The 26,803-nt window shown below is 64.3% G+C and carries 27 protein-coding genes; 12 read left to right on the top strand and 15 right to left on the bottom strand.

The features are described 5' to 3' along the window. The first annotated feature begins 1 nt into the window (after nt 1). The gene (gene purS, locus IVB01_RS16365) at nt 2–241 is read left to right on the top strand and encodes a phosphoribosylformylglycinamidine synthase subunit PurS (protein WP_247280678.1); all 240 of its coding nucleotides are present in this window, start codon (nt 2–4) and stop codon (nt 239–241) included. Between the two features lie 12 nt (nt 242–253). Here the strand turns inward: purS and IVB01_RS16370 are convergent, their stop codons facing one another. Then, on the bottom strand, nt 254–1,270 hold the full coding sequence (locus IVB01_RS16370; protein WP_247280679.1) for a magnesium and cobalt transport protein CorA: 1,017 nt from the start codon (nt 1,268–1,270) through the stop codon (nt 254–256). 169 nt (nt 1,271–1,439) lie between these two features. On the opposite strand from IVB01_RS16370, the gene purQ reads away from it, so the two are divergent. Together purQ and IVB01_RS16380 are read left to right on the top strand one after the other, a co-directional pair. Then, complete coding sequence (gene purQ, locus IVB01_RS16375; protein ID WP_247280680.1) at nt 1,440–2,141, top strand: phosphoribosylformylglycinamidine synthase subunit PurQ; 702 nt, start codon at nt 1,440–1,442, stop codon at nt 2,139–2,141. Next, entirely contained in the window at nt 2,138–3,109 is a 972-nt protein-coding gene (locus IVB01_RS16380; RefSeq protein WP_247280681.1) for a tripartite tricarboxylate transporter substrate binding protein BugD, read from the top strand. Before purQ ends, IVB01_RS16380 begins: the two co-directional genes overlap by 4 nt. Before the next feature lie 180 nt (nt 3,110–3,289). Here the strand turns inward: IVB01_RS16380 and IVB01_RS16385 are convergent, their stop codons facing one another. Together IVB01_RS16385 and IVB01_RS16390 are read right to left on the bottom strand one after the other, a co-directional pair. Then, nucleotides 3,290–4,255 (bottom strand): DMT family transporter, encoded by a 966-nt coding sequence (locus IVB01_RS16385; RefSeq protein WP_247280682.1) that lies wholly within the window; start codon nt 4,253–4,255, stop codon nt 3,290–3,292. 74 nt (nt 4,256–4,329) lie between these two features. Beyond that, nucleotides 4,330–4,809 (bottom strand): PaaI family thioesterase, encoded by a 480-nt coding sequence (locus IVB01_RS16390; RefSeq protein ID WP_247280683.1) that lies wholly within the window; start codon nt 4,807–4,809, stop codon nt 4,330–4,332. A 184-nt stretch (nt 4,810–4,993) separates the two neighbouring features. Here IVB01_RS16390 and purL point away from each other — a divergent pair, with 184 nt between their 5' ends. After that, nucleotides 4,994–7,204: a phosphoribosylformylglycinamidine synthase subunit PurL gene (purL, locus tag IVB01_RS16395; RefSeq protein ID WP_247280684.1), complete on the top strand. Its 2,211-nt coding sequence runs from the start codon at nt 4,994–4,996 to the stop codon at nt 7,202–7,204. A gap of 34 nt (nt 7,205–7,238) precedes the next feature. On the opposite strand, the gene IVB01_RS16400 is transcribed toward purL, so the two are convergent. Next, entirely contained in the window at nt 7,239–8,426 is a 1,188-nt protein-coding gene (locus IVB01_RS16400; protein WP_247494693.1) for an acyltransferase, read from the bottom strand. 169 nt (nt 8,427–8,595) lie between these two features. Here IVB01_RS16400 and IVB01_RS16405 point away from each other — a divergent pair, with 169 nt between their 5' ends. Beyond that, nucleotides 8,596–8,769 carry a DUF1328 domain-containing protein gene (locus IVB01_RS16405; RefSeq protein ID WP_007612121.1) on the top strand — a complete coding sequence of 58 codons (174 nt, stop codon included), beginning with the start codon at nt 8,596–8,598 and terminating at the stop codon, nt 8,767–8,769. A 73-nt stretch (nt 8,770–8,842) separates the two neighbouring features. On the opposite strand, the gene IVB01_RS16410 is transcribed toward IVB01_RS16405, so the two are convergent. Next, nucleotides 8,843–9,202, bottom strand: coding sequence for a DUF427 domain-containing protein (locus IVB01_RS16410; protein ID WP_247280686.1), 360 nt, complete (start codon nt 9,200–9,202; stop codon nt 8,843–8,845). A gap of 175 nt (nt 9,203–9,377) precedes the next feature. On the opposite strand from IVB01_RS16410, the gene IVB01_RS16415 reads away from it, so the two are divergent. Together IVB01_RS16415 and IVB01_RS16420 are read left to right on the top strand one after the other, a co-directional pair. Then, the gene (locus IVB01_RS16415) at nt 9,378–9,632 is read left to right on the top strand and encodes a BolA family transcriptional regulator (RefSeq protein ID WP_028137365.1); all 255 of its coding nucleotides are present in this window, start codon (nt 9,378–9,380) and stop codon (nt 9,630–9,632) included. 39 nt (nt 9,633–9,671) lie between these two features. Then, nucleotides 9,672–10,853: a low temperature requirement protein A gene (locus tag IVB01_RS16420; RefSeq protein WP_247280766.1), complete on the top strand. Its 1,182-nt coding sequence runs from the start codon at nt 9,672–9,674 to the stop codon at nt 10,851–10,853. A gap of 11 nt (nt 10,854–10,864) precedes the next feature. On the opposite strand, the gene egtD is transcribed toward IVB01_RS16420, so the two are convergent. Together egtD and egtB are read right to left on the bottom strand one after the other, a co-directional pair. Next, nucleotides 10,865–11,836 (bottom strand): L-histidine N(alpha)-methyltransferase, encoded by a 972-nt coding sequence (gene egtD / locus IVB01_RS16425; RefSeq protein ID WP_247280687.1) that lies wholly within the window; start codon nt 11,834–11,836, stop codon nt 10,865–10,867. Between the two features lie 51 nt (nt 11,837–11,887). Further along, the gene (gene egtB / locus IVB01_RS16430; RefSeq protein ID WP_247280688.1) at nt 11,888–13,186 is read right to left on the bottom strand and encodes an ergothioneine biosynthesis protein EgtB; all 1,299 of its coding nucleotides are present in this window, start codon (nt 13,184–13,186) and stop codon (nt 11,888–11,890) included. A 235-nt stretch (nt 13,187–13,421) separates the two neighbouring features. Between egtB and grxD the strand changes: the two genes are divergently transcribed. The 4 genes from grxD to IVB01_RS16450 are packed head-to-tail and all read left to right on the top strand — an operon-like array spanning nt 13,422 to nt 16,899. Then, entirely contained in the window at nt 13,422–13,748 is a 327-nt protein-coding gene (gene grxD / locus IVB01_RS16435; RefSeq protein ID WP_247280689.1) for a Grx4 family monothiol glutaredoxin, read from the top strand. Between the two features lie 3 nt (nt 13,749–13,751). Beyond that, complete coding sequence (locus IVB01_RS16440) at nt 13,752–14,303, top strand: O-acetyl-ADP-ribose deacetylase (RefSeq protein ID WP_247280690.1); 552 nt, start codon at nt 13,752–13,754, stop codon at nt 14,301–14,303. A 45-nt stretch (nt 14,304–14,348) separates the two neighbouring features. Next, nucleotides 14,349–15,635, top strand: coding sequence for a serine hydrolase domain-containing protein (locus tag IVB01_RS16445; RefSeq protein ID WP_247280691.1), 1,287 nt, complete (start codon nt 14,349–14,351; stop codon nt 15,633–15,635). Nucleotide 15,636: 1 nt separating this feature from the next. Further along, on the top strand, nt 15,637–16,899 hold the full coding sequence (locus tag IVB01_RS16450) for a serine hydrolase domain-containing protein (protein ID WP_247280692.1): 1,263 nt from the start codon (nt 15,637–15,639) through the stop codon (nt 16,897–16,899). A gap of 45 nt (nt 16,900–16,944) precedes the next feature. Here IVB01_RS16450 and IVB01_RS16455 read toward each other — a convergent pair whose 3' ends face one another. The 8 genes from IVB01_RS16455 to IVB01_RS16490 all read right to left on the bottom strand — a co-directional run bounded on the left by IVB01_RS16455 (nt 16,945) and on the right by IVB01_RS16490 (nt 24,447). Beyond that, nucleotides 16,945–18,012, bottom strand: a complete 1,068-nt coding sequence (locus IVB01_RS16455) for a threonine aldolase family protein (protein ID WP_247280693.1) — start codon at nt 18,010–18,012, stop codon at nt 16,945–16,947. A gap of 274 nt (nt 18,013–18,286) precedes the next feature. Then, nucleotides 18,287–18,904: a 30S ribosomal protein S4 gene (gene rpsD, locus IVB01_RS16460; RefSeq protein WP_247280694.1), complete on the bottom strand. Its 618-nt coding sequence runs from the start codon at nt 18,902–18,904 to the stop codon at nt 18,287–18,289. Between the two features lie 199 nt (nt 18,905–19,103). Beyond that, complete coding sequence (locus IVB01_RS16465) at nt 19,104–19,871, bottom strand: acyltransferase (protein ID WP_247280695.1); 768 nt, start codon at nt 19,869–19,871, stop codon at nt 19,104–19,106. A gap of 112 nt (nt 19,872–19,983) precedes the next feature. Then, nucleotides 19,984–20,367 (bottom strand): cupin domain-containing protein, encoded by a 384-nt coding sequence (locus IVB01_RS16470; protein ID WP_247280696.1) that lies wholly within the window; start codon nt 20,365–20,367, stop codon nt 19,984–19,986. Between the two features lie 67 nt (nt 20,368–20,434). Continuing rightward, nucleotides 20,435–21,208 (bottom strand): aldolase/citrate lyase family protein, encoded by a 774-nt coding sequence (locus IVB01_RS16475; protein WP_247280697.1) that lies wholly within the window; start codon nt 21,206–21,208, stop codon nt 20,435–20,437. Nucleotides 21,209–21,269: 61 nt separating this feature from the next. Next, on the bottom strand, nt 21,270–22,067 hold the full coding sequence (gene murI, locus IVB01_RS16480) for a glutamate racemase (protein ID WP_247280698.1): 798 nt from the start codon (nt 22,065–22,067) through the stop codon (nt 21,270–21,272). A gap of 234 nt (nt 22,068–22,301) precedes the next feature. Then, nucleotides 22,302–23,108, bottom strand: coding sequence for a cyclic nucleotide-binding domain-containing protein (locus IVB01_RS16485; RefSeq protein WP_247280699.1), 807 nt, complete (start codon nt 23,106–23,108; stop codon nt 22,302–22,304). A 262-nt stretch (nt 23,109–23,370) separates the two neighbouring features. Continuing rightward, a complete protein-coding gene (locus IVB01_RS16490) occupies nt 23,371–24,447 on the bottom strand; it encodes a preprotein translocase subunit SecD (RefSeq protein ID WP_247418786.1) in 1,077 nt (358 codons plus the stop codon). A 245-nt stretch (nt 24,448–24,692) separates the two neighbouring features. On the opposite strand from IVB01_RS16490, the gene IVB01_RS16495 reads away from it, so the two are divergent. Then, on the top strand, nt 24,693–26,600 hold the full coding sequence (locus tag IVB01_RS16495; RefSeq protein WP_247280701.1) for an acyl-CoA synthetase: 1,908 nt from the start codon (nt 24,693–24,695) through the stop codon (nt 26,598–26,600). Nucleotides 26,601–26,803 lie beyond the last annotated feature (203 nt).

Raw genomic sequence — 26,803 nt, forward strand, 5'->3', positions numbered from 1 at the left:
CGTGAAGGCACGTGTTACCGTTACCTTGAAAACGGGTATCCTCGATCCGCAAGGCAAGGCCATCGAAGGCGCGCTGAAGTCGCTCGGCGTCGACGGCATCGCCAGCGTCCGGCAAGGCAAGGTGTTCGACATCGAGCTCGCCGGCGCCGACAAGGCCAAGGCGGAAGCCGCGCTGAAGGAAGCCGCCGACAAGCTGCTGGCGAACACCGTGATCGAGAATTATCGGGTCGAGATCGTCTAATGCGCGTGCCGCTCACAGCCATCCCACGCTGCGAAAACGCCAGTACAGCGCGCCGCATGCCGTCAGCATCACGCCGAGCAGCATGTAATAGCCGTATTCCCATTCCAGCTCCGGCATGTGCTTGAAGTTCATGCCGTAGATGCCGGCGAGGGCAGTCGGGATGGCGATGATCGCGAGCCAGGAGGCGAGCTTCTTGGACACCGCCGTCTCCTGCGCCTGGCCGACCAGCAGGCTCGCCTCGAAGGCGAAGGCCAGCACCTCGCGCATGGAATCGATGCGCTCCTGGATGTTGCGGACGTGGTCCGTGACGTCGCGGAACAGCGGCTGCATGGCTTGGCGCACCATGGCGAGTTCGTCGTGCTCCAGCCGGCGGCAAACCTCCACCAGCGGGCCGATCGCGGTCCTGAGCCGCAACAGGTCGCGGCGCAGCATGTAAAGCCGCTCGATCTGCGCCTTGCTGATCGGCTTGGAGAGCACGTCGTCCTCGATGGCCTCGACTTCATCGTGAATGCTTTCGAGCACGGGCGAGTAATTGTCGACGATGAAATCGAGGATGGCGTAGAGGATGTAATCCTCGCCGCGCGCCAGCGCCCGCGGGCAGCTTTCGCAGCGTTCGCGTACCGGCGTGTAGGAGGTCGAAGCGCCGTGGCGCACCGACACCAGATAGCCTTCGCCGACGAAGATGTGCGTCTCGCCGAAGGCGATGCGGCCCTCGATCAATTGCGCGGTGCGCGCGACGATGAACAGAGCCTCGCCATATTGCTCGATCTTGGGCCGCTGATGGGCGTGGTTGGCGTCCTCGATGGCGAGCTCGTGCAAATCGAACTGCTTCTGCACGGCGCCGAGGAGCGCCATGTCGGGTTCGTGCAGGCCGATCCAGACCACGTGTCCGGGCTTGGCCCGCCAGCTCGAGGCCTCGCTGATGGCGATATTGGCAACGCGGCGGCCGTCGACATAGGCGCCGGCCGCGACGACGCCCTCGGCGGACACCGGTTCGGCAGGAGATGCGGACAGCGACGGGACGTTCATGGCTTCAATCCCGGGCAATTCGAGCGGCCAAACCGCATGCGGCCATGGCCTGTGTACAAGGCCCTTTGCCGAGGCTAGCACTGGTAAAATCCCCGTCAAATCGTTATGTCTCTTGGCGAATTGGCCCTCCCTGCCATCTCGATTCCAGCCACCGTCGGAACATTACGCCATGAAAGCCGCCATCCTCGTCTTTCCCGGAATCAACCGCGAGCGCGACATGGCGCGTGCCTTGAGGCTGATCTCCGGCCGCGAGCCCGTGATGGTGTGGCACGCCGAGACTTCACTGCCTGCGGGCACCGACCTCGTGGTGGTGCCGGGCGGCTTCTCCTATGGCGACTATTTGCGCTGCGGCGCGATCGCGGCGCGCGCGCCCGTAATGGACGCGGTGCGCGACTATGCAGCCAAGGGCGGCCTCGTGCTCGGCGTCTGCAACGGTTTCCAGATCCTCTGCGAATCCGGCCTGTTGCCGGGCGTCTTGATGCGCAATGCGCGGCTGAAATTCATCTGCCACGACGTGCATCTGCGGGTCGAGCGTTCCGACACGCCGTTCACCCGCGGCTACAATGCCGGGCAGGTGATCCGCGTGCCCGTCGCGCATGGCGAGGGCAATTACGAGGCGGACGAAGAGACTATCAAGCGGCTCGAAGGCGAGGGGCGGGTGCTCTATCGCTACTGCTCCCCTGAGGGCGTGGTTGATGAGACCCATAACATCAACGGCGCGGCGCATTCCATCGCCGGCATCGTCAACGACAAGGGCAACGTGCTCGGCATGATGCCGCATCCGGAAAACCACGTCGAAGACATCATGGGCTGCACTGACGGCCGCGGCCTGTTCGCCGGCCTCGTCCAGCATTTGGAAAAAGCCGCGTGATCTGGTTCGTGCTGAAGCGCTCGCTCGCCGCGCTCGCGGCGCTGTCGTTCGCGACCGTTGCGTTCGCGCAGGATTATCCCAAGCGTCCAATCACCATGATCGTGCCGTTCGCGGCCGGCGGCACCTCGGACGTGATCGCGCGGACCGTGGCCGAGCAGATGGGCATCGCGCTCGGCCAGACCATGGTGATCGAGAACGTCGCCGGCGCCGGCGGCTCGACGGCGCTGGCACGCGCCTCCCGCGCCGAGCCCGACGGCTACACCATCGCGATCGGCAATGCCGGCACCAACGCGGCGACCTACACGATCTATCCAAAGCTGCCGTTCACGCCGGAATCGTTCGTGCCGATCGCCATGGTGGCGAAGACGTTCGGCGTCGTCGCCGTGCGCAAGGATTTTCCGGCCAAGGACCTGAAAGAGTTCATCGCCTACGCCAAGGCCAATCCAGGCAAGATCAATCTCGGCCATGCCGGCGTCGGCTCCTCGAACTATCTGATCTGCAAGAGCTTCGTCACCGCCGCCGGGATCGACGCGACGCTGGTCGGCTATCGCGGTGCCGCGCCCGCGCTGACCGATGCGATCGGCGGCCAGATCGACGGCGTCTGCGATGCGGCCGCCTCCGTCTCGCAAGCAATCAACGACAAGCTGGTAAAGGGCCTCGTGGTCGGCTCGACCGTGCGGCTGGCCTCTTTGCCCGATCTGCCGACATCAGCCGAAGCCGGCCTAGCCGAATTCGAGGCGCAGGGCTGGAACGGCCTGTTCGCGCCCAAGGGCACCCCGCCGGCCGTGATCGCCAAGCTGAATGCCGCCGCGCGCACGGCTGTGGAATCCGACGCGGTGAAGAAGCGCTTCGCTGACCTCTCGACCGTTGCGCCCGATCCCGACGAGCACACGCCGGAAGTGCTGCAAAAGCTCGTGACGCGCGACGTGGAAAAATACCGGAAAATGCTCGCGGACGAGGCCAAGTAGCGGCCAGCCTTCGATCGACAATCATTCATTTGTTTCAGGCGGCGCAGCTATGGTTGCGCATCACTAGCGCCTGACCGAAAGTCAGCTCAATCAGGAGGGGTCGGGCTCGTCACAAAAATGGAGCGGAAGAAGGGGGCGCATCTTCCTCGTGGCGGCCGCTACGCCCCATCTCATCCCGCTCTAGCGCAGCTTCAGCCGTTCGGTCGGCACCGTCATTGCCGCAACACCGGCCATGACCAGCAGCAGACCCAGCGCGAGGTTCGACGGCACGCTCTCGCCGAGCAGCAGCACGGAGAGGCCGACGCCGATCGGGATGCGCAAATAGCCTTGGGCGTTCGTCGTGAGCGTGCCGAGCCGCCCGAGGCAGACATAGAACAGCATCAAGCCCAATGCGCTCGACACGATGCCCATGACGATGGTGGCGGTGATCGCGGTCGGCGTCGGGTGCAGCGTCCAGGGCTGGTCGATGAGAAGCGAGGGCGGCAGCAGGATGATGCCGCCGAACAGCAGCGAACCGGCCGCCACCACCATCGGGTCGTAATCGGACAGGCGCAGGCCGAAGATCGTGGCGCAGGCAAACGAGATGGTGGCGAAGAGGATCGCGACCTCCGCGATGATCTCGCGACTGAGCCCGCGCAGCGCATCGAGGCCGACGATGAGAATCGTGCCGGCAAGCCCGAGGATCGCGCCCGCGAGCTTGAGCAGCGTCGCCGGCTCGTGCCGCGTGATCAGCGATGTGATCAGGAAGGCGAAGATCGGCGTCGTCGAAGCCAGCACCACCGTGTTCGACGCCGGCACATATTGCTGCGACCAGGTGATGATCAGGAACGGAAAGGTCGAGTTGATCAATTGCTGGGTCGCGAACAGCTTCCAGGCTTTCGCGTCGGTCGGGATCGTGACGCCGCGCATCCACAGGATCGCGAACAGGAAGGCGGCCGCGATCAGCGAGCGCGCCGCGATGAAGGTGATGGGTGGGATCGTGTCCAGCGCCAGCTTGGCCAGCGGATAGGTCGAGCTCCAGCAGCAGGCCAGCGCCAGCAGCAGCGCGAAGTCGCGCCAGCTGCGTGCCCCGGTGGTGGCGATTGACGGCAACGGCGTTGATGCGGACGCCGTCGTGCGACCCGCCTCCGATGTGCTCTGCGGCACCTTGTTCTTGCTCCCCGGCGCACAAGCGCTTGACCAACTCTGGGCGAGGGAGCGTGAAAAGGGAAGGCGTCGAGCTATGCGTTTGGCTGGGGCTGCGGCTTCCGCTTCACCCGCTTGATCGTCCCGGAAAAAGTGAACAGCGGCCGTCCGTCGGAGGCCAGCTTGCCACGCAGGAAGATCAGCGAGCCGCCGGCGCGAGACACTTCGCCCACGCATTCGATCAACTCGCCCTCGCGTGCTGCATCGAGGAAGTCGCAGGCGAAATTGGTGGTCACGGCAGGCCCATCCAGCTCATGGGTGGCGATTGCAAACAGGCAATAATCGGCGAATGCCATGAAGCAGCCGCCATGGACGTTGCCGGAGCCGTTGAGGTGCTTCCTCTCCACCCGGAAGGCGCAGCGGACGCTGCCGTCCGCCTCGATCCGGTGCCAGAAGGGGCCGACATGGGATTCAAAACTGTCGCGAATCCAGGTCCGCCAGCCCTTGAATTCGCCGTCTGTGGCGACGTGGAGGTCGGGGCGGCGGGGCGGAGGGGCTTTGGTCAATTCGTGCAAGGACGTGGGCCTTCAATTGCGGGTCTTTAGCCCTTAAATCCGATCCGTCCGCGCCGTGCAATTCCTGTTCCCGCAGGTCGCCTGCCGCAAAACGTGGGACAGCGGGAAAATGCGCCACAAAGGGCTTTTCGTGAGCCCCCGATGTTCCTAAGAACGGCCAAACGCTGCCGAAAGCCCCCAATCCATGAAGAATGAACCCAAGATCACCCCAGAACTGGTTGCCGCCCACGGGCTCAAGCCCGACGAGTATGAGCGCATCCTCAAGCTGATCGGGCGGGAGCCGACCTTCACGGAACTCGGCATCTTCTCGGCGATGTGGAACGAGCATTGCTCGTACAAGTCCTCACGCATCCATTTGCGTGGTCTGCCGACCAAGGCGCCCTGGGTGATCCAGGGGCCCGGCGAGAATGCCGGCGTGATCGATATCGGGGATGGGCAGGCTGTGGTCTTCAAGATGGAGAGCCACAACCACCCGAGCTACATCGAGCCGTACCAGGGCGCGACCACCGGCGTCGGCGGCATTTTGCGCGACGTCTTCACCATGGGCGCGCGTCCGGTCGCTTGCCTCAATGCGCTGAGCTTCGGCGCGCCGGAACATCCCAAGACGCGGCATCTCGTCTCGGGCGTGGTGGCTGGCGTCGGCGGCTATGGCAATTCCTTCGGCGTGCCGACGGTCGGCGGGCAGGTGCGCTTCCACACCCGCTATGACGGCAACATCCTCGTCAACGCGATGGCCGTGGGCCTCGCCGATGCCGACAAGATCTTCTATGCGGCTGCCTCCGGCGTGAACATGCCGATCGTCTATTTGGGCTCCAAGACCGGGCGCGACGGCATTCATGGCGCCTCGATGGCGTCGGCCGAGTTCGACGACAAATCCGAGGAGAAGCGCCCGACCGTGCAGGTCGGCGATCCCTTCGCCGAGAAGCTGCTGCTCGAGGCCTGCCTCGAGATCATGGAGAAGGGCTGCGTCATCGCGATCCAGGACATGGGCGCGGCGGGCCTGACCTGCTCGGCGGTCGAGATGGGCGCCAAGGGCGACCTCGGCGTCGATCTCGATCTCGATGCGGTGCCGACGCGCGAGACCGGCATGAGCGCCTACGAGATGATGCTCTCGGAGAGCCAGGAGCGCATGCTCATGGTGCTCAAGCCCGAGAAGGAGAAAGAGGCCGAGGCGATCTTCAGGAAGTGGGGGCTCGACTTCGCTGTCGTCGGCTACACCACGCCGAGCAAGCGTTTCGTGGTCAAGCATGGCGGCGACGTCATGGCTGATCTGCCGATCAAGGAGCTCGGCGACGAGGCGCCGGTCTATGACCGCCCGCATGTCCCCTCCGCCGCGCTGCCGATCGTGCACGCCCGCGACGTGCCGGCGCCGATGGGCCTCGGTGCGGCCTTGGAGAAGCTGATCGGCACGCCGGACATGTGCAGCAAGCGCTGGATCTGGGAGCAGTACGACCACGTCATTCTCGGCAACACCATGCAGCGTCCCGGCGGCGATGCCGCCGTGGTGCGCGTGCAGGACGGGCCGAAGGGCCTGGCGCTCACTGTCGATGTCACGCCGCGCTATTGCGAGGCCGATCCGTTCGAGGGTGGCAAGCAGGCGGTGGCGGAAGCCTGGCGTAACATCACCGCGGTCGGCGGCAAGCCGCTGGCGATCACCGACAACCTCAATTTCGGCAATCCTGAACGGCCCGAGATCATGGGCCAGTTCGTCGGCTGCCTGCAGGGCATCTCGGAAGCCTGCCGTACGCTCGACTTCCCGGTCGTCTCCGGCAATGTCTCGCTCTACAACGAGACCAACGGCCGGGCGATCCTGCCGACACCCTCGATCGGCGGCGTCGGTCTGCTCGACGATTTCACCAAGTCTGCCTCCCTGGCCTTCAAAGCCGAGGGCGAAGCGATCCTGCTGATCGGCGAGACCCATGGCTGGCTCGGCCAGTCGGTGTACCTGCGCGACATCTGCGGTCGCGAGGAGGGCGCCCCGCCGCCGGTCGATCTTAGCGCCGAAAAGCGCAACGGCGATTGCGTGCGCGGCATGATCCATGCGGGCACCGCGACGGCCGTGCACGACCTCTCCGATGGCGGTCTGCTGGTCGCGCTCGCCGAAATGGCGATGGCGAGCGGCATCGGCGCAAGACTGCTCGCAGCACCGACCGCGCTCGTTCCGCAGGCCTATTGGTTCGGCGAGGACCAGGCGCGCTATCTCGTCACCGTGCCGGAAACGGAGGCCGGCCGCGTGCTCGCCAAGATGCGCGGCTGCGAGGTGCCCTGCGTGCGCATCGGCACCACTGGTGGCGATGCGGTTGCGATCTCAGGTGAAGCGGCGGTGGCGATCGACGTGTTGCGTCAGTCGTTCGAGCGCTGGCTGCCGGAGTATATGGGCGGGAAGGTGGCCTGAGCGGCTTCCGCATACTCAGACCCGGATTACGCCCTCACAACACGTGCGACGCGCCCGGAATCTTCCGCAACGCCGCAGTCAGGCCCCAGCTCAGGATCACCGTGAGCACGAAGCCGATCGCCGCCTTCGCGATCGCAGGCCACGCATAGTCGAACAGGGCGTACTGGATCCACAGCGCGATCGGATAATGCACCAGGAACATGCCGTAGGCATCCGCCTGCATGCGGTCGAGCAGGGTCGACCCCGGCGCCTTCGAATGCAGGAAGAAGGCGAGAATCGCGAGCAGGATCGAGGCCGAGAACAGCACGACGAAGGTGCCGTAGAACACATGATACCAGTGCGGCAGCCGATCCGGATTCCCGAGGATCTCACGCTTGATATAGATCATGCCCCACATCAGGCAGTAGGGGATCAGCGTGACGACCACCCACAGCCAGCGGGTTTTCGGCAACTGGCCCTCGGCGCTGAGCACACCGCGGTCGAAGTTCGCCGCACCGACGCTGACGCCTATGAAGAAATACGCGAAATAGAGCAGGATGCGGCTCGCCTGCACCGAGAACGGCCCGAACTCGAACCACTTGTTGGCCCCGAAATAGACCAGCGCCGGCACGTAGACGATGACACTGATGGCCGCGAGCAGCAGCCAGAATAGGGCCGGCTGCTCGAAACCGCGCACCGAGATGCGGTTGACCGGATCGACCAGATGCGCCGAGACCCGGTAGAGCAGGCTCGCCGTCAGGTCGAACGCCAGCAGCACCCAGACGAACCAGATCGGGCCGCTCGGCCACGGGCCCGCCGTCACCGTCTTCCACCAGAACGAAGCGAAGGTCAGCTCCGGCTCCTGCCGCAGCGCGATCGCGTAATAAGCGAGCGGAATGACGGTGAAGGCCGTGATCACGAACGGCAGCCCGAGGCGCAACAGGCGGTCGCGGAGAAAGACTGACGGCGCCTTGCGCGCGATGCCCGGCCAGGTGAACAGTCCCGACAGGAAGAAGAACATCGCCATGAAGAAGCTGTCAGTGGCGAGCACGATCACGTCGAAGCCGGCCCAGGAGGCCGGATCGGTGTGACCGAAATGCGTGTAGGGGATCACCGCGTGATGCAGCAGCACGACCAGCGTCAGGAAGGTGCGGGCGCGATCGAGCGACAAATTGCGCGCCTTGCTCTTGGGCGCAGCATGCGCCTCCGCGCCGATCGTCGCTGAATGTGACATCGTGATCATCGTTGCCCCGCGCTCCCGCTCCCGGTGCGGACTGTGCCGCCGGGAACCAGATTCATCAAGGGCCCTTTGGGCCGCCCCCAGTCATAGGAACCAGTTCCGCGCAGCGAAGTTAGCGTTCGCGAAAAAGGTGTGAGGGCCGCGAGGGGGCGGCACCAATTCGGAGGCGGCGATGACGATCCTGAAGTGGGCGCTGATCTTCTTACTTGTCTCGATCGTGGCCGGTGTGCTCGGCTTCACCGGCATTTCGGCCGCCTCCGCCGATATCGCCCGCTTCCTGTTCTACGTCTTCGTCGTGATCTTCCTGGTGCTGCTAATATTGGGGCTCACGATCTTCAGGGCGTAGCCCCGCGGCATCCATGCTTACACTCGTCATGGCCGGCGACGAGCCCGGCCGTGACGGCGGCGTCTAGCCAGGGCTAGCCCACTTCCTCGATCTTCACCTTGTCCGGATAGAAGGCGAGATGGCCGGAAATCTCCGTCATCGCGGGGAAGGGCGTCTCGTAGGTCCAGATCGCATTGTCCAGCGTCTTGCCATCGGCCTTGATGCTGTAATAGCTCGCGTCGCCCTTGTACGGGCAGTGGGTGACGCGGTCGGTGCGCTCGAGCAGCGCCATATTGGCGTCCTCCCGCGGTACATACTGCACCGCCGGATATTTGGCCTCCTTTAGAGTCAGCGCCTTGCTGGTCTCGGCAATCACGATGTCGCCGGCCGTGACGCGGACGCGCCGGGGATTTTGGGTGATGGTGATGGGGTGGTCGGGCCCTGGAAGCTTCATGATGTCACGCCTTTTCGATCAACCTGCCGCGCGCGGCACTTTGTCGTGCCTTCCTGTTGCGATCAGGGATATAGTGCCGGACGGCGTGACGGTGAAGGCCGTCCACGCTAAGTTTGGCCGTGCCGGTGAGGGGACCCCGGCAAGCGATTCGAGACCAGAAGGAGCAAGACCCGAAATGCCCATGGACGCCCACGATATCGAGGCGATGATCAAGGCAGCGATCCCCGATGCCGAGGTGACCATCCGAGACCTCGCCGGCGACGGCGATCACTATGCCGCGACCGTGATCTCTGAATCCTTCCGCGGCAAGTCCCGCGTCCAGCAGCACCAGATCGTGTATCAGTCCCTGCGCGGGCAGATGGGCGGCGTCCTGCACGCCCTGGCGCTGCAAACCGGGGTACCTGGCGGACCCGGGGCGCCGGGCACCTGATCTGAACGGCACCTGATCTCGGCGCGACGGGGGACGATGATGGCTGCGGACAACCCGCGCGGCGCAATGTTTCGCGTCATCGGTCCGAACCAGCACGGCCGCGTCACCAATGCCGAGCTGTTCTTCGACCTCGTCTTCGTCTTTGCCGTCACGCAAATCTCCCACACGCTGCTGCACCATTTCACGCCGCTCGGCGCGGTCCATGTCGCGGTGCTGTTTCTGGCGGTGTGGTGGGTGTGGGTCTACACCGCCTGGGTCACCAACTGGCTAAATCCCGAGCTGACGCCGGTCCGCATCCTGCTGTTTGCGATGATGCTGGGCGGCCTCGTGCTGTCGACGACCATCCCAACCGCCTTCGAGGGCCGGGGCCTGTGGTTTGCGATTGCCTATGCGGCCATGCAGGTCGGACGCACGGCGTTCTGGCTGTTCGCGACCCCGCATCATCGCACCGCGGTGCGGCACAACGCTATTCGCATCCTGACCTGGCTCTCGCTCTCCGCTGTGTTGTGGATCGCAGGCGGCTTGTCCGAGGGAGACACCCGGCTATGGCTGTGGATCGCAGCAGTGACCTGGGAGTACATCTCGCCGGCCGCACGCTTCTGGGTCCCGAAGCTGGGCTTCTCGTCGGTCGAGGCCTGGGCCGTCGAAGGCGCGCACATGGCCGAGCGCTGCTCTTTGTTCGTCATCATCGCGCTTGGCGAAGCCGTCGTCGTCAACGGCGCCACTTTTGCTGAGCTGACCTGGACCGCGGGCAACATCCTCGCCTTCGTCTCGGCCCTGGTCGGCGCCATCGCGATGTGGTGGGTCTATTTCCACAAGGGCGCGGAGGCCGGCTCCGAGCGCATCTCCAAGTCCACCGAATCCGGGCGGCTGGCGCGGCTCGCCTACACCTATCTGCACATGCCGATCGTCGCCGGCATCATCCTGACCGCGGTCTCGGACGAGCTGGTGCTGAAGCATCCCACTGGCCATTCCGACCTGCGGATCATCCTGAGCACGATCGGCGGGCCGCTGGTATTCCTGGTCGGCACCATCCTGTTCAAGCACGCCATTCGCGGCTTCCTTCAGCTCTCCCACGGCATCGGCATCATCCTGCTGCTGGTGCTGTGGTGGTTCGCCGCCGACCTCTCGCCGCTCTGGCTGTCGGTCGCGACGTCCGTGATCATGATTGTCGTTGCGGTGTGGGAATCGGTGTCGCTCGGGTCGGCAACCGAGGCCTAAGCGCGGAAGGCCTAGTCGGCGACCTCCAGCGCGTGCACCGAGAACATCTTGGCCGCATCGGTCCAGCTGTCGCGCACGCGCCAGCCTGCGTCTTGCGCCAACGCAGCAAAGCGCTCAAGGCTGTATTTGTAGCTGTTCTCGGTGTGGATGCTCTCACCGGCGCGGAACGAGAAGCTGGTGCCGAGCAGGCGCACGGTCTGGCTCTTCTTGCTGATCAGGTGCATCTCGATCCGATGACGCTCGCGATTGTAGATCGCGCGATGGGTGAACGCGGAGAGATCGAAATTGCCGCCGAGCTCGCGATTGATGCGGACCAGCACATTGAGGTTGAAGCGCGCGGTGACGCCGGCGGCATCGTTATAGGCATCAAAGAGCACCCGCTCGTCCTTCTCGAGATCGGCGCCGATGATCATCTGCGCGCCGCGGCCGAGGATCTTGCGTGCGCTCTTCAGGAAGCCCTCGGCTTCCTGCGGCTCGAAATTGCCGATGGTCGAGCCAGGGAAGAAGCCGACCTTGGACATGGACGCGACCGCCCTGGGCAGCTCGAACGGCGTGGTGAAGTCGGCCGCCACCGGGTGGATGCCGAGCGCGGGAAAATCCCGCTTCAAGCCGTTCGCCTGCGCCTTCAGGAAATCGCCGGAGATGTCGACCGGCACATAGGCTGCAAACTTGCAGTGGTTCAACAGCAGCCGGACCTTCGTGGTCGCGCCGGCGCCGAACTCGACCAGGGCCGCATGCTCTGGGATGATCTTCGCGATCTCGCTGCCGCGCTCTTTCAGGATCGATAGCTCGGTGCGCGTCGGATAATATTCCGGCAGGCGCGTGATCGCCTCGAACAATTCCGATCCGGTCGCATCGTAGAAATATTTCGGCGACAGTTTTTTCGGCTGCTGCGAGAGATTCTCGATCGCCTCGCGGGCGAAGGCAGTCGTCTGCTCGTCGGGGAGATGGGCTTCGGCCAAAGCGCTGGCGTGCACATTCATGATACTCTCCTGAACGCGCTGTCCGGCGCGCATTTGTCGTCGGAAGTTTTTTTACTCGTAGCCGGCAAGCCGCAGCCCCGTGAACTGCCAGCGGTGGTGCGGATAGAAGAAGTTGCGATAGGTGATACGGCTGTGGCCTTCGGGAGTTGCAAGCGAGGAGCCGCGCAGCACCAACTGGTTGACCATGAATTTTCCGTTGTATTCGCCGAGCGCGCCTTCGACGGCGCGGTAGCCGGGGTAGGGCGCGTATGAAGAGCGGGTCCATTGCCAGACAATGCCGAAAGCATCGTTGAGCTGGCCCGTGCGGGCCGCGACCTCCCATTCTATCTCGGTCGGCAGGTGCTTTCCGGCCCAGCGCGCGAACGCATCCGCCTCGTAATAGCTGACGTGGCAGACCGGCGCGTTCGGATCGATCGGCTTGAGGCCGGCCAGCGTCATCACGTGCCAGGCGCCATCGACCTCGCGCCAATGGCCCGGAGCGTCCCAGCCCTCGTTGCTCACGGTGGCAAAACCGTCCATCAGCCACAGCGTTGCGGTCCGGTAGCCGCCGGCGCGCATGAAGGCGAGCCATTCGCCGTTGGTGACGAGATGGCGGGCGATCTTGACCGGGCCGACGAGGGCGCGATGCGGCGGCTTCTCATTGTCGAAATGGAAGCTGTCGTCGACGTGGCCGACGGTGTGGATGCCCTCGTTCAGCGTCAGCCAGTCCTCGCCGCCCCGGGTCGCGGCCGGGAAACGCCAGTTCGCATCGTAGGCCGGCGAGACCGGGTTTTGCGCGAAGGCGTGCAGGATGTCGGTGAACATCAATTCCTGATGCTGCTGCTCGTGATTGAGCCCGACCTCGACCAGCGGTGCGATCTCGCGCAGCTTGTCCCAGCCGGCCTCGCGGAAGAATTTGACGACGGCCGCATCGACATAGTTGCGATAGGCGCCGACCTGGTCGGCGCTGGGACGGGTGATATCGCCGCGGCGATGCCGGGCATGACGCGGGCCGGCGCTGACGTAATAGGAATTGAACAGGAACGCGAAATCGGGGTGGAAGGGCCGGTAATCAGGACAGTGCTCGCCGAGCAGGAATTGCTCCCAAAACCAGGTGGTATGCGCGCGGTGCCATTTCGTCGGGCTCGCATCGGGCATGGACTGGATCTGTTGGTCCTCCGGCGACAGGGGGGCGGCGCGGCGCTCGGTCTCGTCGCGGACGGTCAGAAACGCGTCTTGAAGCCGCTGGGCGAACTTGCCCGGATCGGAGGACAGCGACGAAAGCTGGGGGGCGGCCGTAGCGGAGGCTGGTTTCGTCACGGTTTTCTCCAGACAGGACAAGAGAACGTTGTTCGCGTTTCCCGGTTCCATGACCAGGGTTCGTCCTAGATAGGGGCTCCGTTACGGTATGAAAGTCCTCCCCGGCGATGATATTGTTGTCATCAGCCTATGGACCGGCGCGGTTCAGACCGGCCGCCGCCGACCGTTCGCCGCCATTTTACTTTGGATGCACAACGGTTTGGGCTACATATATGACAGATATCGGGTTAGATCGGCTGAGCCGGCCCGACGTGAAAGAAGGGCTCCGCCCCAGAAGGACACGGATATGAGCATCGAGGAATTCATCGCCAACGAAGTGAAGTCGAACGACGTGGTTCTGTTCATGAAGGGCACGCCGCAATTTCCGCAGTGCGGGTTCTCCGGCCAGGTCGTCCAGATCCTCGACCACATCGGCGTCGGCTATAAAGGCCTCAACGTCCTCGAATCCGCCGAGCTGCGCAACGGCATCAAGGAATACTCGAACTGGCCGACCATCCCGCAGCTCTATGTGAAGGGCGAGTTCGTCGGCGGATGCGATATCGTCCGCGAGATGTTCCAGGCCGGCGAATTGCAGCAGCTCCTCTCCGAGAAGGGCGTCGTCGTCGCGGCTTGATGCATGGCCCGGCTGACGCGCCGGATCGGCGGCGCCGAGCTCGAGGTCATCGTTGCCGACATCACCACGCTCGGCGTTGACGCCATCGTCAACGCCGCAAATTCGTCTCTCCTTGGTGGAGGCGGTGTCGACGGGGCGATCCACGACGCTGCCGGTCCCGAGCTTCTCGCCGAATGCCGGACGCTCGGAGGATGCCCGACCGGCGATGCCAAGATCACCAAGGGCTATCTTCTGCCTGCGCGCCATGTGATCCATGCGGTCGGCCCCGTCTGGCACGGCGGGGGCCGCGGCGAGGCGGAGGCGCTGCGCTCGTGCTATCGGCGCGCGCTTGAGCTCTGTCAGGCCAACGGGCTGACTTCGCTGGCCTTCTCCGCGATCTCCACCGGCGTGTATCGTTTCCCGGCTGACCAGGCCGCGACGATTGCAGTTCATACGACCATCGACACGCTGCCGGCCACGCCCTCGGTCACCCGCGTCATATTCTGTTGTTTCTCGGAGAGAAGCGCCGCTCTTCACACGGCCGTTCTGGCGCGATACGGCAGCCCTTGTGCCTGACAACGCGGTCGGTACACTCCGCGGGCCATGTTCCGGGGAGGGGATATGATTTCACGATCAGGATTGCGTGCGCTGGTCTGCGGCGCGCTGATGTCGCTTGGCCCCGTGTCGCTGGCGCGGGCGGAGGGCATTTACGAGATTCCAGCCGGCGCGCATTTCAACCAGGACAAGCTCGCGAGGATCAGCGAGTTCTTCAAGAACGAAGTCGCTACCGGCAAGATCGCCGGCGCGACCGTGCTGATCAAGCAGCACGGTAAGCCGGTCTTTCACGAAGCGTTCGGCGTTCAGGACGTGGTCAGCAAGGCCCCGATCACCGATAAGACGATCTTCCGCCTGTTCTCGATGACCAAAGCGATTACCTCGGTGGTCGCGATGCAATTGGTCGAGGAGGGCAAGATCAAGCTCGACGATCCCGTCGCGAAATACATCCCGTCCTTCGCCAATGTGAAGGTCGGCGTCGAGAAGAAGGCCGAAGACGGCAGCAGGTCGCTCGAACTGGTGTCGCCCAACCGGCCGATGACCGTGCTCGACCTGATGCGCCACACCTCGGGCATCACCTATGGCTTCTACGGCGACAGCCTGGTGCGAAAAGCCTATCGGGAGGCGAATATCTATGCCGGCGATTTCGACCTTGCCGAGTTCGCCGAGCGGATCGCAAAACTGCCGCTGCACAACCAGCCGGGTGCACTCTGGCAATATGGCCATTCCACCGACGTGCTGGCGCGCGTGATGGAGATCGCGGCCGGCAAGCCGCTGATCGATATCATGCGGGAAAAGCTGCTCGATCCGCTCGGCATGGTCGATACCGGGTTCTTCGTCACCGACCCGGAGAAGCAGAAGCTGCTGGCGAAGCCGGTGCCGAACGACGGCGATTTCCGGGTCGGCCGGATCAACGATCCAACAGTCGTCAAGAAGATCCAATTCGCCAGCGGCGGCATGGTCACGACCATGGCCGACTATGAGCGCTTTGCGCAGATGCTACTCAACGGCGGCAGCCTCCACGGCAAGACCATTCTCAAACCCGAGACCTTCAAGCTGATGGTGACCGATCAGGTCGGACCAGGCTCCGGCGTCGAGCGCGACTACTTCTACTTTCCCGGTGACGGTTTTGGCTTCGGCCTCGGCCTTGCCGTCCGCACTGATCCCGGCAATGCCAAGCCGCCGCCCCCGGGCAATCTCGGCGAATTGAAGTGGGACGGCGCCTCCGGCTGCTATTTCGTGATCGACCCCAAGCAGGACATGTTCTTCGTCCTCCTGGAACAGACCCCGACCGAGCGCCAGCGCGTGCAACGGACATTGAAGCAGTTGGTCTATGAAGCCATGGAGAAGTGAAGTGCGCGGGCGCCGCGCGCTGATCGCGGGGCTCGTTGTTCTGGTCGGTGCCTTCGGTGCGAAGGCCGGCTCTGAGGGACGGGCCGCGCGCAGCTTCTCGCCCGAGGGGTTGGCGAAGGTTTCCGACTACATCCGAAACGAGATCGCCACCGGCAAGATCCCCGGCGCCATCCTGCTCCTCCAGCAGCACGGCAAGCCGGTCTATTACGAAAATTTCGGCGTCCGCGACGTCGCGACCGAGATCTCGATGAGCGCGGACACGATCTTCCGGCTCTATTCGATGTCGAAGCCGATCACCTCTGTCATGGCGATGATGCTGGTCGAAGAGGGCAAGCTTTCGCTCGACGATCCCGTCTCGAAATACATTCCGGCCTTCGCCAAGATGAAGGTCGGCGTCGAGAAGAAGGCCGAGGACGGCAAGGTCGCGCTGGCGTTGGAAGCGCAGAATCGTCCCGTCACGATCAAGGACCTGCTTCGCCACACGTCGGGTCTGCCCTATGGCTATTATGGTGGCGGCATGGTGCGGGAGCTCTATGCCGAGGCCAATCTGTTCCAAAGCAATCTCAGCAATGCCGACTTCGTCGCGAAGATCACCACGCTGCCGCTGGTCGAGCAGCCGGGCACCGCGTGGGATTACGGCTTTTCCACCGACGTGCTCGGCCGCGTCATCGAGGTGGTCGCGGGAAAGACCCTGCTTCAGTTCGAGAAAGAGCGGCTGCTCGATCCGCTCGGCATGACCGAGACCGCGTTCTTCGTCGCCGATCCCGCCAAATTCCCGCGCATTGCCGAGCCGATGCCCGAGGATCGCAACATCAACCCGACCACGCCGGTTCGCGACATCAGGCGGCCGTCGAAATGGGAATCGGGCGGCGGCGGCATGGTCGGCACGGTCGGCGACTACGCCCGTTTCGCGCAGATGCTGCTCAGTGGCGGCATCTATGAGGGACGGCGTTATCTCAAGCCCGAGACGATCGCGCTGATGGCATCCGATCACATCGGACCTGAGACGAAGATCGCGCGCGACCAGAACTATTACCCGGGCGCCACCAGCGGATTCGGCCTCGGCTTCGCCGTACGTACCGCGGTGCCGCCGGGGACTTCCTGGCCGCTTGGCGAATATCGCTGGGACGGCGTCGGCGGCACATTCTTCTTCATCGATCCCGAAGACGACCTGTTCGGGATCTTCATGGTGCAGACCCCCTCGCAGCGTGGCCGGATCCAACTGGCGCTGAAGACGCTGATTTATCAAGCGATGGGGCGGTGATCGCGAGCGGTTGGTTGGTCGGCCCGTTACTCCATCTACGCGACTTTACGCCCCGCGCACGATCTCGCGCACGTATCCGATCGTCTCCTCGATCTGGCTCGCATTGACGTCGAGATGGGTGCAGGCGCGGATGCGGCCGTCCATCATCGCAAGCGTCACGCCGCGCTGGCGCAACGCTGCGACCATCTTGTCGCCGGGAATGCCGGCGCCGTCGGGCTTGAAGAACACCAGATTGGTTTCGGGCTCCTGCACCTCGATGCCTGCGATCTGCGACAGCCCGCGGGCGAGCGCGCGCGCATTGGCGTGATCGTCGGCAAGGCGCTCAACGTGATGGTCGAGCGCGTAGATGCAGGCGGCCGCACAGATGCCGGCCTGCCGCATCGAGCCGCCGAGGCGCTGCTTCCATTGCCACACCGCGTCGATGAAGACGCGTGAGCCTGCAAGCACGCCGCCAATCGGCGCGCCGAGGCCCTTGGAGAAGTCGATCCAGGCCGAATCCCATCCCGCGGTCATGTCACGCGGCGAGATTCCGCTCGCCACGGTGGCGTTGAGCAGGCGCGCGCCATCCATGTGCGTGATGAGGCCGTGCTGCTTGGCGATCGCGACGATCTCGTCGAGCGCCGCCTTCTTCCAGATCGTGCCGCCGCCGATATTGGCGGTCTGCTCGACGCTGACGACGGTCTGCGGCGGCTGATAGCGCGTGCGTGGATGCAGCGCCTTACGGAGAGTCTCCGGCGTGAACTGGCCGTTGGCGCCCTTGAGCTGCGTCACCTGGAAGCCGCCGATCGCGGCATGCGCGCCGCCTTCGCGGGCGATGATGTGCGCGGTCTCGTGCGCAAGGATCTCGTCGCCGGGACGGCAATGCACAAGCGTCGCGGTGACGTTGCACATCGTGCCCGAGGGCATGTAGACCGCCGCTTCCTTGCCGAGCAGATCCGCCACGCGCTCGCACAGCGCGTTCACCGTCGGATCGTCGCCGACCTGCTCGTCGCCGACCTCCGCCCGCGCCATCGCCTCGCGCATCGCAGCCGTCGGCTTGGTCTGCGTGTCCGAGAGCAGATTGATGCGCACCGGCGGTGCCTTGGGGTCGATGGGGGGAGGGGTGTAGAGCATCAACTTGCTCCCTGAGGGATTGGCATTCACTCGCGGTCAGCGAGTTCTAGGTGGACGCCGAGCGGCGTGACGAAACCGCATAATAGCGATTTCTGTCTCGGTCACACGATAATCGATCAGATAAGGATAAGCGTTGACCGGCAAGCGACGGACGTATGCACGCGTGGTCTGCCGCCCTGCATAAGGATGCGGATGGGCTGAGACATCGGAGTGGCTGCCTGAACGAAAAAGGCCCCGGAAACCGGGGCCTTTAAACTTCGATCTGCCGAAACGATTAGCGCGAATAGAATTCGACGACCAGATGCGGCTCCATCTGCACCGGGAACGGCACGTCGGAGAGGTTGGGGATGCGCGTGTATTTCGCGGTCATCTTGCCATGGTCGACATCGAGATAGTCGGGCACGTCACGCTCGGGGAGCTGGCTGGCTTCGAGCACGTGGGTGAGCTGCTTGGAGGCTTCCTTGACCTCGACGACGTCGCCGACCTTGAGCTGGTAGCTCGAGATGTTGACCTTGCGGCCGTTCACCTTGATGTGGCCGTGGTTGATGAATTGGCGCGCGGCGAAGATGGTGGAAACGAACTTGGCGCGGTACACGACCGCGTCGAGACGGCGCTCCAAAAGGCCGATCAGGTTCTCGCCGGTGTCACCCTTGAGGCGGCTGGCTTCCACGTAGATGCCGTGGAACTGGCGCTCGCTGATGTTGGCGTAGTAGCCCTTCAGCTTCTGCTTGGCGCGCAGCTGCACGCCGAAGTCGGAGAGCTTGCCCTTGCGACGCTGGCCGTGCTGGCCGGGGCCGTATTCGCGGCGGTTCACGGGGCTCTTCGGGCGGCCCCAGATGTTCTGGCCCATACGACGATCGATCTTGTACTTCGCCTCACTGCGCTTAGTCATCGCGTCCTCTTCAGGTACATGGTTTGAGGAAACGCGCCCTCCTGTGTGACGGGGAAATCCCGGCACCGACAGGTCCGATCCCCAAAGCTTAAGGGACAGAACCACGGGTCGCGAAACGCTTCGCGGGCCGAAATCGGCCCGCGAGCAGGCGGCTTTTAGGGGAGTTTGGGGTTCGCTGTCAATGCGAATGGACCCGGAATCAGGTACCCACCGCCCGGATCGGCTTTGGCCCGGCCGCACGCAATTCGCCAGCGATTTCAGTGTTCAGGACCTGTTCCAGCCGGGTCAGGACCCGGGCGATCGGGGCGGCATCCGTCACCCGATGGTCCCAGCGGATCACGACATGGATGGTCTGGTCCGCCTCAACCACCCCATAGCTGACGATGAAGGGTCCCGGCGTGATGGGGTGGAGCTCGCCGCCGCCATAAGCGGCCACCGAGCTCACCGCGAAGCTGCCGAACCAATTGCCGCGCTGCCGGCCGAAATTCAGCCCCACCGCCCAAGACAGGCGTCGCAGCGGCAACGGGAGGCGGGTCGCCCGCATGATCTTGCGGTACATGGGAACCTCCTCAACCGGTGCCGTCTTGGCGCGCCGGATCTCGGCGTCGACCGCCGCCAGCGTCATGGCCTCGGGGGCCGCAATTCGCTGTGGCATCACGCATTCCTCGCCATCCTCGACGCGGGCGACCGCCACCAGTGCCACGCTCCTGGGCAGTTCATAGAGGGCTGGCCGGGGCCATTTGGCGTAGAGCGTGCGGAGGATCGGCTCCTCACTTGCAACCAGGGCGAAAGCCTTCACGAACATCGCTGCCCAGCCGGCGCGCGCCGTTGCGCCCGCGCGAGCTTCCAGCAGAGGGCGGACGTTGAGCGAACGGGATAGCGAAACGAAGGGCACGCCCATCGAAGCGTGCATGAGGTCGCAGATCAGACGGCGCCGCAGGGAGATGGTCTTGGGCGTCCCGCGCATTGGTCTCCGGGTCCTGGGGATCAAAGATGAAAGTATGTGCAGCGAGTGGGTCGTCCGCTCGCCGCGTGCTCTAGCACGAACCAACGGGTTTGGACCCGGTCGGTTCGCCGCATCAGGGTGCCGGCGACGCCAGCGGCTTGGTTTTGTCGACGACGTAAATTCCAAGCACTTTCAATGATTTGTCACCATGGGTCTTGGCGTCGTGCACGGAACCCGCCGGGATCTGGTAGGAATCGCCGGCTTTCAGGCGCTTGTCCGGCTGGGCGTCGATGAGGAGGTCGAGCTCGCCCTCCAGGACATAACCCGTCTCGATCCCCGGATGGGTATGCCGGCCGGCGGCGCCGCCGGCCGGCACCTCGGCGATGGCGGTCACGGTCGTGTAGCCCTCCGGAAAGTCGATCTTCTGGAGCGGGGTGCGCTTGATGCCGGATTGCTGGGCAGAGGCCGCGACGGCGATGCCAGTGAAAGCGAGCGCAAGCAAAGTCTTTCTGAGCATGGTTTTTCCTCCCTGGAGCCGACGACCCTAGCAGCGCCGCGGTTCCCAGCAAGGCCGTATCGGCGATTCAGCGCCTGACCCCTTCGAACGCCGCCATGATGCCGCGCTGGAACAGCGACCAGTCGAAGCCGAGCGCGATCGCGCGGTAGCCACGGTCAATCAGAGCGTTGGCCTGGTCGGCGGTGCGGGCCACGCCGCCGATCGGCACGCCGCTTCTGAGGATGCCGACTTCCGCACGGGCGACCAGCTCGAGCAGCTCCGGATCGTCCATCTGACCGCGCTTGTTGATGGAGGTGGCGAGATCGCCCGGACCGATGACCGCGACGTCGACGCCCGGCGTCGCCATGATCTCGTCGATGCGATTGACGGCGTCGACATGCTCGATGGTGATCATGCAGATCATCTCGTCGTCGGCTGTAGCCATATATTCCGGCATCGACTGGCCCCAGCGGAATGGCGCGTGGAAGGGACCCCAGAGTCGATCGCCGCGCGGCGGGTAGCGCACGCTGCGCACCGCTTTCTCGGCATCGTCGCGGTTGGTGATCATCGGGAAGTTGATGCCGAAGGCACCGATGTCCATCGGTGCTTTCGCAAGCCATGGCTCGTTCGCGGCGATCCGAACCAGCGGCGTGCACGGCGTGCCTGTGGTCGCGGCGATCATCGCATGTGCTTCGGTCAATCCAATCGGGCCATGTTCGAGATCGACGATGATCCAGTCGAGCGAGCGCGCCATGATCTGCACCATCTGCACACTCGGGATCGTCGCGATCGCGCCAAAGGCGGGGCGCCCCTCGCGCCAGAGCTGGCGAAGACGGTTGAGTGGTGTGGAGGGGACCGACATGGGAAGGCCTGCGGCAAGGTGACGACGGCAAAGCCTAGCAGCGCGCCGTTGCCGCGCAAAGTCAGGCGAGGGCGCGGCCGCCGAAGAACGGCGTCAGCATCGCCGAAAGGCTATGCACGCGGTTCGAAGTAAAGATCATCTCGGCGCCGGACTGCGCGATGCCGACGATCCGCCGGCCAAGCAGATCCGAGACGCGGCGGGCGATCGCGGGCGCCGGGTCGATCCAGTCAACCGGCCAGGGCGCCAGCCGCTTGAGCCGGCCGAGCAGCAGCGGATAATGCGTGCATGCGAGCACCACCGTGTCGGTGCGCGATGTCGCATCCCCGGCGTCGCCCACGAAGCAGGGAGCGAGTTCGGCAAGGATGGCCTCATCGCTGATCGGAGCGCCGCTCAGCTCGGCTTCAGCCAGCGAGGCAAGCTGGGGCGAGCCGACCAGCGTCACCTCGCAGCCCTGCGCGAACTCGCGGATCAAAGCTTTCGTATATTCCCGCTTCACCGTGCCCTTGGTGCCGAGCACCGAGACGCGGCGGGTCTTCGACTGCGCGCAGGCCGGCTTGATCGCCGGCACCGTGCCGACGAAGGGCAGGGAGTAAGCGGCGCGCAAGTGAGACAGTACCAGGGTGGATGCCGTGTTGCAGGCGATAACGACGAGGTCGGGATCATGCGTGCCGATCAATTCCCCCATCAATGGCACCACGCGGGCGATGATCTCGTCCTCGCCATGGTGGCCATAGGGGAAGAAGGCGTCGTCGGCGACATAGACGTAATGCGCGTCCGGGCGTGCGGCGACGACCTCACGGAGCACCGTGAGTCCGCCAAGGCCGGAATCGAACACCAGGATCGTCGGAGAATTGGTCACGTCATTATCCTAAGGCGCCATGGTTACCAATCTGTTTTTAGGGCGGTTTTGCGGCGGGGCCGCTTGGGGCGGATCTGGATCGGCTGAATGCCCTGCGGAGGGCGACACATCCGCAAAATTCCCGGGGGGCACCGCTGAAGCGCTGCGCTGCGTCCGGCGCAGGAGGAAATGTGGCACGCGCAACGACGGAGCAGATGTGTCCCCGCCATTCCGTATCGGCGCCGGCCGCAGCGGTCACGCGATCCTGTTCGTCGTTGCCGCTCGCTCGGCCGCGAGCTGGCTCTGCAGACGCTCGATGTTTTGCAAGAGGCGCTGGCTGGTTAGCACCAGGAAGTAATAGCCGAACTGCGGATCCTGGAAATAAATCTCGAGCAGCCGGTCATAGGTGATCGTCAGCACGTGTCCGTCTTCGATGCATTCGACCGTTCCGGTACGCCGGTTGTCCGGCGTGAGGAAGCCCAGTTCACCCATCAGAGCTCCGGGCAAAATTTCGACGTTGATCTCCTTGACCAGAAACTTGCCCGTGACCGTGAGGAACATTTCGTTAGCGGGGTCGCGCAGCTTGAAGAGGATGTCGCCGCGGCGGTATTTGCGCTCGGTCATGAACGGCTTGAGCCATTCGATCGACATGTCGCCTTCGGCGGCATGGCGCGCCTTCTTGACCAGCTTGAGCATCTGCCGCAGGCGCAGGGCGTTGATCGGAAGCAACAGAAGATACAGCAGGAACGTCGCGACGTTGGCGGAGAGCGCGCCGAAAACGGCGAACAACGCGCAGCCGACCATGTTCGCGACGCGCAGCGGCACCATCGTCCGCATCAAGAGGGTGGCGACGAAGAAGCCGGCGCCGACCGCGGCAAACAGATTGGCCAGCGTGATGTTCTGGACAAAGATCTCCAGCAGCCGATTGAAGATGGCGTCGTAGGTGACGTTGTTGGGATCGAGGCCCATCTGGACCAGGATCTTCGCGATCCTGAGGTTGTCCGTTGCCGCGTCGAGAATGCGGTCGAGGATCGACGAAACGTCTGCGCTGCCGGACGGCATGATACTAACCCCGCGTAAGGCCTTCAGTCCTGGTCGGTATGCTCGACACGTGTAGCCCAAATCGAATGACGGCTGGCTGAAATGAAGCCTTTGGCCGTCATGCCGCAAGAGGCAAATTTTAGCTCGATCGGGCGTTTCGGCAATTGCCCGTTGGTTTGCGCGTCTGGCCGCGGCGCGCTGATGATTCGAGGCCTCGGCGCGGGCTTTGGTGCCGGGGATGGACCCGGGCGCCGCAACAACGCGGGGCCGCCCGATCTCCGCCTCAGGGCCTGGCGGCGGGCTGCACGACCTGCTGCTCGACGAGGCCAAGGCGTCCGGGCAGTGAGCCCGCGCGCAACAGCATGGCGATGCTGTTGGCCTCTTCCAGGCTGAAGTTGCCGGAGATCTGGCCGGAGCCGCCGGTGATGGGCTCGCGGATCACGGGGGTGGAGAGCACCCTGTCTTCGAGCACGATGGCGAAGGGCTTGCCGATGTTCTCTGCGGTGATGTGGGCGAAACGCCGCGTGCCGCGGCCGTTGAAACGGAACGAGGCGATCGGCTCTTTCGTGCTGCTCGCAAATCCCGGTCCCGCATAGCTGATGTCGTCGCCGTCGAGCACGCTGGCCTTCACCAGATAGGGGAGCTTGTCCTTGAAGCCGAGCAGGACTTCCGTGCCAGCGGGCGGCGTGCCGGATTGCGCCTGCTCCGGCGACATCGAGAGATCGATCAGGCGGAAGCTAACCCGCACCTTCTTGGCGAAGATCGCGGTGATGCGCTCGGGCTGCATCGTGCCCGGCAGCAAGATGCGGATGCGGTCTGTTCCCTCAACCTGGACGCTGGCGAGCGTGATGCCGGCGTCCTTGAGGCGCTGCTCGATCATGGCGATGGAATCTTCGACTAGGTCGTGCAGCCGTGCGGCAGATGCGGCGTCGGTCGGCGCGAGCCTGATCAGTCCATCTCCGGCATCGGTCACGCTGAGCGCTTGCGTGGCCAGCCCCTCCGCCGCCGAGGTGAGCATGTGCGTGAGCTGTTCGCGGCCCTTCGCGTCCGGGATTTTAACGTCGACGCCGCCGTCACGGATCGCAAGCCCGGAGAAGGCGATCCGGCCCTCGCGCAGGATCTTGTAAATGTGGTCGCGCAGGTCCGTGACAACCGCCTCGCGCAGGGCGTCGGTGTCGACCTTGTAGATGATGCGGGACCCGCCCAGCTTCTCCATCTTGTCGGCGACGAAAGCCGCGACCTTGGCGCGCATCTTGTCGAATTGAGTGTCGGCGAACGCCGCGCGAGGCAGCACGATCGTCGATGCCATCGCGAGCACGACGAGCAGGCTTGTGATGCGGTTCCGCAGATGCGTAGGCATAATCACCTCAAGTCTTGCGGCAGGACGCTGGTAGGCGAATCCGACGCCAGTTCTTGGTCCCGGGATCGGGCGCGGAGGTTCAAATTCGGTCTAGATCGAGCCTAACCGCCGCTGTCCACGGCCATGGACGAACGCCAAATCATCCATCATTCTGTCCGCGCTCGACGGGCCATCGGTCGAGGCCCCGCCGAACCAAATGTCAAAAGAAGGGGTGGGGACATGCATCTGAGGGAGGACGGAAATCCATGGCGGGCATCCACGCGCTCGATCGGCTCATCGGCAACGACTATCCGGATTTGTTGACAGACGCGGAGGTCCGGGCCTTCGAGCAGGTTCCTTACGCCGATCGCGTCGCGGCCGAGAGCACGTATGACGCGATCCGGCTGGGTGCAACGCGCAACCCCGACGGGGCGGCGATCCAGTTCCTGCAAAACGCCGATCCCGCCGACACGCCGGTCGTGGTCACGTATCGCGATTTCATGGCGCGCGTCACGCAGGCCGCCAACATGTTTCACGCGCTGGGCGCGGAGAAGGGCGACGTCATCAGCTTCATGCTGCCGCTGGTGCCGGATGCTTTCGTGACATTGTTCGGCGCCGAAGCCGCCGGCATCGCCAATCCCGTTAATCCGCTGCTCGAGCCGCACCAGATCGCGGAGATTCTGGAGGCTGCGAACACGAAAATCCTGGTGGCGCTTGGGCCGATGCCGGGCACCGACATCTGGCAGAAGGTCGAGCAGATCCGGCCGCAACTCAAGCATCTCAAGGCAACGGTCCAGGTGTTCGGCGGCGGCGATCCGGCGAACGGCATCTTTGCCTTCAGCGACCTGATCAAGCTGCAACCGGCGGACCGGCTTATCAGCGGCCGCAAGATCTTGGGCAGCGACATCGCCGCCTATTTCCACACCGGCGGCACCACCGGCACGCCGAAGCTGGTGCGGCACACCCATGCCAACCAGGTCTATCAGGCCTGGGCGCTCAATCTGCTGCTGAAGGCCAAGCCGGGCGCAAACCTGCTGTTCGGCATGCCTCTGTTCCACGTCGGGGGCTCGCTGACACAGGCGTTGCTGACGCTGTCAAGCGGCGGCTCGCTGGTCGTGCTGTCGCCGAGCGGCTGGCGCAATCCGAATGCGGTGAAGAACATCTGGGGGCTGGTCGAGCGCTTCAAGCCCGAGGCGCTGTCGAGCGTGCCGACGGTGCTCGCTGCCGCGCTGGCGGTGCCGCCGGGCAAGGCGGATATTTCGAGCCTGAAATATGCGGCAGGTGGCGGCTCGGCGATTCCGGTCGCGGTCGGCTCGGCGATTCAGAAGAAACTGAAGCTGCCGGTGATCGAGGTCTACGGCATGACGGAGACCTCGAGCGTGCACACGCTGGCCTATCCGTCGCGGCCCATCCGGCTCGGCTCGGTCGGCCTTCCCATGCCTTACGCGCGTGTGCGCATCGTGCAGCTCGATGCCGAGGGACGCCTGATCCGCGATTGCGCGCCCGACGAGATCGGCGTCGTCATCATGGCCGGGCCCGGCGTGTTCGGCGGCTATCTCAACGACGAGCACAACAAGGGCGCCTTCATCGATGAGGTCTGGGTCAATTCCGGCGATCTCGGTCGCCTCGATGCCGACGGCTATCTCTGGATCACAGGCCGCGCCAAGGACCTCGTGATCCGCGGCGGCCACAACATCGATCCGGCGCCGATCGAGGAGATCATGTTCAGACATCCCGCCGTCGGCTTCGCCGCCGTGGTCGGCCAGCCCGACGCCTATGCCGGCGAATTGCCGGTGGGGTATGTGCAGTTGAAGCCCGGCGCGAGCGTCGAGCAGGGCGAGCTCGAAGCGTGGGTGCGCGAGCGCACCCCGGAGCGCGCCGCCGTGCCGGTGCAGGTCATTCCGATCGATCCGATGCCACTGACGGGCGTCGGCAAGGTGTTCAAGCCGCAGCTGCGCTGGGACGCAGCGCAGCGTGTGTTCACCAAGGTGCTGGCACCGCTGGTCGAGCGCGGCATCGATTGCAAGGTCAAGGTCGGTCCGCACGGCAGCCACGGCTCCATCGCCACCGTGACGCTGACCGGCTTGCCGGCGGGTCAGCGCGAAGCGGTCGAGGGCGAGGTGCACGCGCTGCTGGCACCGTTCGTGATGCGCCACGAGGTGGTGCAAGCGTAGCAGCCCCGAAGGACCGTGGCGTCAGCTGGGGCAGCAGGGCGACGCTTCGCCGCATTATCCATACCCCTGTTTGAGGACCTCTATGTGACCGGTATCACATAGGAAGAATTAGCAATCGGCGACGCTACCGAATAGTCTCAGGGAATTGCATCCGGGGGGACGCAAGTGATTCCGTTTCGGCTATTTGCATTGTTGATATTGGC

Source organism: Bradyrhizobium sp. 164 (assembly GCF_023073715.1).
In the GTDB taxonomy this organism is placed as follows: domain Bacteria; phylum Pseudomonadota; class Alphaproteobacteria; order Rhizobiales; family Xanthobacteraceae; genus Bradyrhizobium.